Consider the following 3,115-nt stretch of genomic DNA (forward strand, 5'->3'; position numbering starts at 1 on the left):
CACCGTCCGTGCCGGACGAGGACGACACCGCCGCGCCGCCGCGAGGGGCGTCCGCGCCGGCCGTGGCGTTCGCTTCGGGGACGAACGTGCCGTGTTGCGCGACGAACGGGGTCGTTCCATCGGCGAACGACCCGTCGGTCCCGTCGGGCCGCCGCCGCCCGGCCCGGCGGCGGCGCGGCACGTCGGTCGCGCCGGAGTCGTCGGCGCCACGGTCGCCCCGACCCGGAGCCGCTGCGCTCGTTGCAATCGAACCGACTGCGAGACAGTTGCTTTCGAGGACCGGTGGGACGGCGGTTCGTTCGGCCGGGGGCCGTGGGTGCGGCACGCGGCGGGGTGAGTGGTCCGCGCCCCATCCGGTCCGCCGCTGTGACGGAGGCGTCGTCGGCCGCCGGGCGTGCTCGTACCCTGTTCGTTATGCAGACGCAGTTCCTCCGCCCCGCATCCGACTCCTCTCCGAGCCGAATCGACCATCCGGCGTTCCGGCAGAAGGTCGTGTCGGCGGAGGAAGCCGTCCGCTGGATCCAGCCCGGCCACACCGTCGCCATCAGCGGTTTCGCCAGTGCCGGCACGCCGAAGGCGATCACCCCGGCGCTCGCGGAACGCATCGGGGCCGCGCGCGCCGCCGGCACCGACTTCACGGTCAACCTCCTCACGGGCGCGTCGGTCTCCGCCGAGACCGAGCGGATGCTGTCGGAGGTGGCCGGCATCTCCCTGCGGATGCCGTACCAGGCCGAGCCCACCGCCCGCCGCAACATCAACAACGGCCGCATGGACTACGTGGACATCCACCTGTCCCACGTCGCCCAGCAGGTCTGGGAGGGCTACTACGGGCACGTCGACGTCGCGGTCGTCGAGGTCTCCGGCGTCACCGAGACCGGTGAGCTGATCCCGTCCGCGTCGATCGGCAACAACAAGACCTGGCTCGACGTCGCCGAGAAGGTGATCCTCGAGGTCAACTCGTGGATTCCGGCCGCGATGACGGGCATCCACGACGTGTACTACGGCACCGCGCTGCCGCCGCACCGCAAGCCGATCATGCTCACGGACGTCGAGGACCGCATCGGCCAGAGCACGTTCCGCGTCGACCCGGACAAGGTCGTCGCCGTCGTCGAGACCCACGCCCGCGACAGCGCCAGCCCGCTGACCCCGCCGGACGCGGTGAGCCAGGCGATCGCCGCGCACGTGCTCGACTTCTTCGAGCACGAGATCTCCCGCGGCCGGCTGCCCGCGGACACGCTCCTGCCGCTGCAGTCCGGCATCGGCAACGTGGCCAACGCCGTCCTCCAGGGTCTCGATGCCGGTCCCCACAAGGGTCTGACCTGCTACTCCGAGGTCATCCAGGACGGGATGCTGCACCTGATCAAGCACGGCACGGTCCGCTTCGCGTCCGCCACGTCGCTGGCGCTGAGCGAGGCCGGAATCGACGAGCTGGTGTCGAACATCGACTTCTACCGCGAGCACATCGTGCTGCGCCCTCAGGAGATCAGCAACCACCCCGAGATCGTGCGCCGCCTCGGCATCATCGCGATGAACGGCATGCTCGAGGCCGACATCTACGGCAACGTCAACTCCACCCACGTCATGGGCACCAAGATCATGAACGGGATCGGCGGATCCGGCGACTTCGCCCGCAACGGCTACCTGTCGATGTTCCTGAGCCCCTCCACCGCGAAGGGCGGCAGCATCTCGTCGATCGTGCCGATGGTGCCGCACGTGGACCACACCGAGCACGACGTGCAGGTCCTCGTCACCGAGCAGGGACTTGCGGACCTGCGCGGATTGTCGCCGCGGCGCCGCTCCCGGGTCGTCGTCGACAACTGCGCCCATCCGGACTACCGGGACATGCTGCACGACTACGTCGACCGGGCCGAGGCCGTGCCCGACGCCGGGCACACCCCGCACCTGCTCGGCGAGTCCCTGTCCTTCCACCAGCGTTTCCTGGAGTCGGGATCCATGCTGGCACAGTAGGTTCCGAGGGGCCGGCGCCGTCAGCCGCCGGCGACCGGCGCGGGGTCGATCGGCTGTTGCGGGAGCGACCGCGTGACCGCCGCCGATATCGTTTGCAGCGGAGTCGGACCCGAGCCGTTCGGCACTGTCAGCGCCACGTACACCGGGCGGTCCACGACGAACCACGTGCTCGCATCGATGCCCTCCGCGGCGCCGGACACCTCGAACCACTGGACGCCGTCGACCACCTGCAGCGCCGCCGCCTGATCGAACTCCGCCGGTCGCTCGAGCCCGCACCGCAGCACCACCGGCTCGCCCTCGACGGGCTGCCAGGCCGCGGCCCCCACCGGGGCCGGGTCGGCCAGCTCCGCGCGGCGGAGGTCGCCGACCTCCTCGGGCAGCGCCCCCAGCAGCGCCGCGCACTCCGGGGACTCGGCCTGCGGCGCCACCACCGGCCCCAGTGCCACGGGCGCCAGCTCCGGGGTGCGGTTCGCCAGCACCGCCGCCACCACGATGCCGATCAGCAACGCCACCGGCAGCGCGACGGCCGTGGCGATCAGGGCGGGACTGCGGTGGTGTTCGGCGTCGCCGGCGGGGGCGGGGTCGGGGTCGGGGTCGGGGGAGACTGTCGGCTCGGTCATAATCTCTCGAATTTGCGGGGACGGTAGCGTGGTCGAAACTACCGTGACCACCGACGCCCGCACCCCACCGACCCACGAACGGGAGGACCGCATCACCGCGCCCGACCGCACCGGCCCCACCGTCGCCGACCTCGGCGAGTTCCCCGTGATCGACCGTGCGGTCGCCGGGCGTCGCCAGCCCGCCACCACGCTCGTCGGACCGGGCCACGACGCGGCCCTCGTCGCCGCCGCCGACGGGCGCGTCGCCGTCTCCACGGACATGCTCGTCGAGGGTCGGCACTTCCGGCTCGACTGGTCCACCCCCCGCGACGTCGGGCGCAAGGCCGTCGCCCAGAACGGCGCCGACGTCGCCGCGATGGGCGCGCGCCCCACCGCCTTCCTCGTCGGGCTCGGCTGCCCGCCGGACACCCCGGTCGACGTGCTCGACGGTGTCTCCGCCGGGATCGGCGAGGCCGCGGAGGCGCTCGGCGCCGGCGTCGTCGGCGGCGACCTGGTGCAGGCGTCGCAACTGATCGTCGCGGTGACCG

The 3,115-nt window shown here is 72.3% G+C and carries 3 protein-coding genes; 2 read left to right on the plus strand and 1 reads right to left on the minus strand.

All coding sequences use genetic code 11. From position 1 onward, the window contains the following. The first annotated feature begins 414 nt into the window (after nt 1–414). Nucleotides 415–1,968: an acetyl-CoA hydrolase/transferase family protein gene (locus tag CQZ88_RS19590; RefSeq protein ID WP_029543155.1), complete on the plus strand. Its 1,554-nt coding sequence runs from the start codon at nt 415–417 to the stop codon at nt 1,966–1,968. A 20-nt stretch (nt 1,969–1,988) separates the two neighbouring features. Here CQZ88_RS19590 and CQZ88_RS19595 read toward each other — a convergent pair whose 3' ends face one another. Further along, nucleotides 1,989–2,588, minus strand: a complete 600-nt coding sequence (locus CQZ88_RS19595; protein ID WP_102800180.1) for a DUF3515 domain-containing protein — start codon at nt 2,586–2,588, stop codon at nt 1,989–1,991. A gap of 145 nt (nt 2,589–2,733) precedes the next feature. On the opposite strand from CQZ88_RS19595, the gene CQZ88_RS19600 reads away from it, so the two are divergent. Continuing rightward, nucleotides 2,734–3,115: AIR synthase related protein (locus CQZ88_RS19600; protein ID WP_308410815.1), on the plus strand; the 382-nt coding region annotated here is incomplete at its 3' end.

It is taken from the genome of Rhodococcus sp. ENV425, assembly GCF_002887785.1.
GTDB lineage: Bacteria > Actinomycetota > Actinomycetes > Mycobacteriales > Mycobacteriaceae > Rhodococcus > Rhodococcus aetherivorans.

Excerpts from the sequence above, each read along its gene's own strand:
- CQZ88_RS19590 (WP_029543155.1), top strand. The coding sequence starts at position 415 with ATGCAGACGCAGTTCCTCCGCCCCGCATCCGACTCCTCTCCGAGCCGA.
- CQZ88_RS19595 (WP_102800180.1), bottom strand. The coding sequence starts at position 2,588 with ATGACCGAGCCGACAGTCTCCCCCGACCCCGACCCCGACCCCGCCCCC.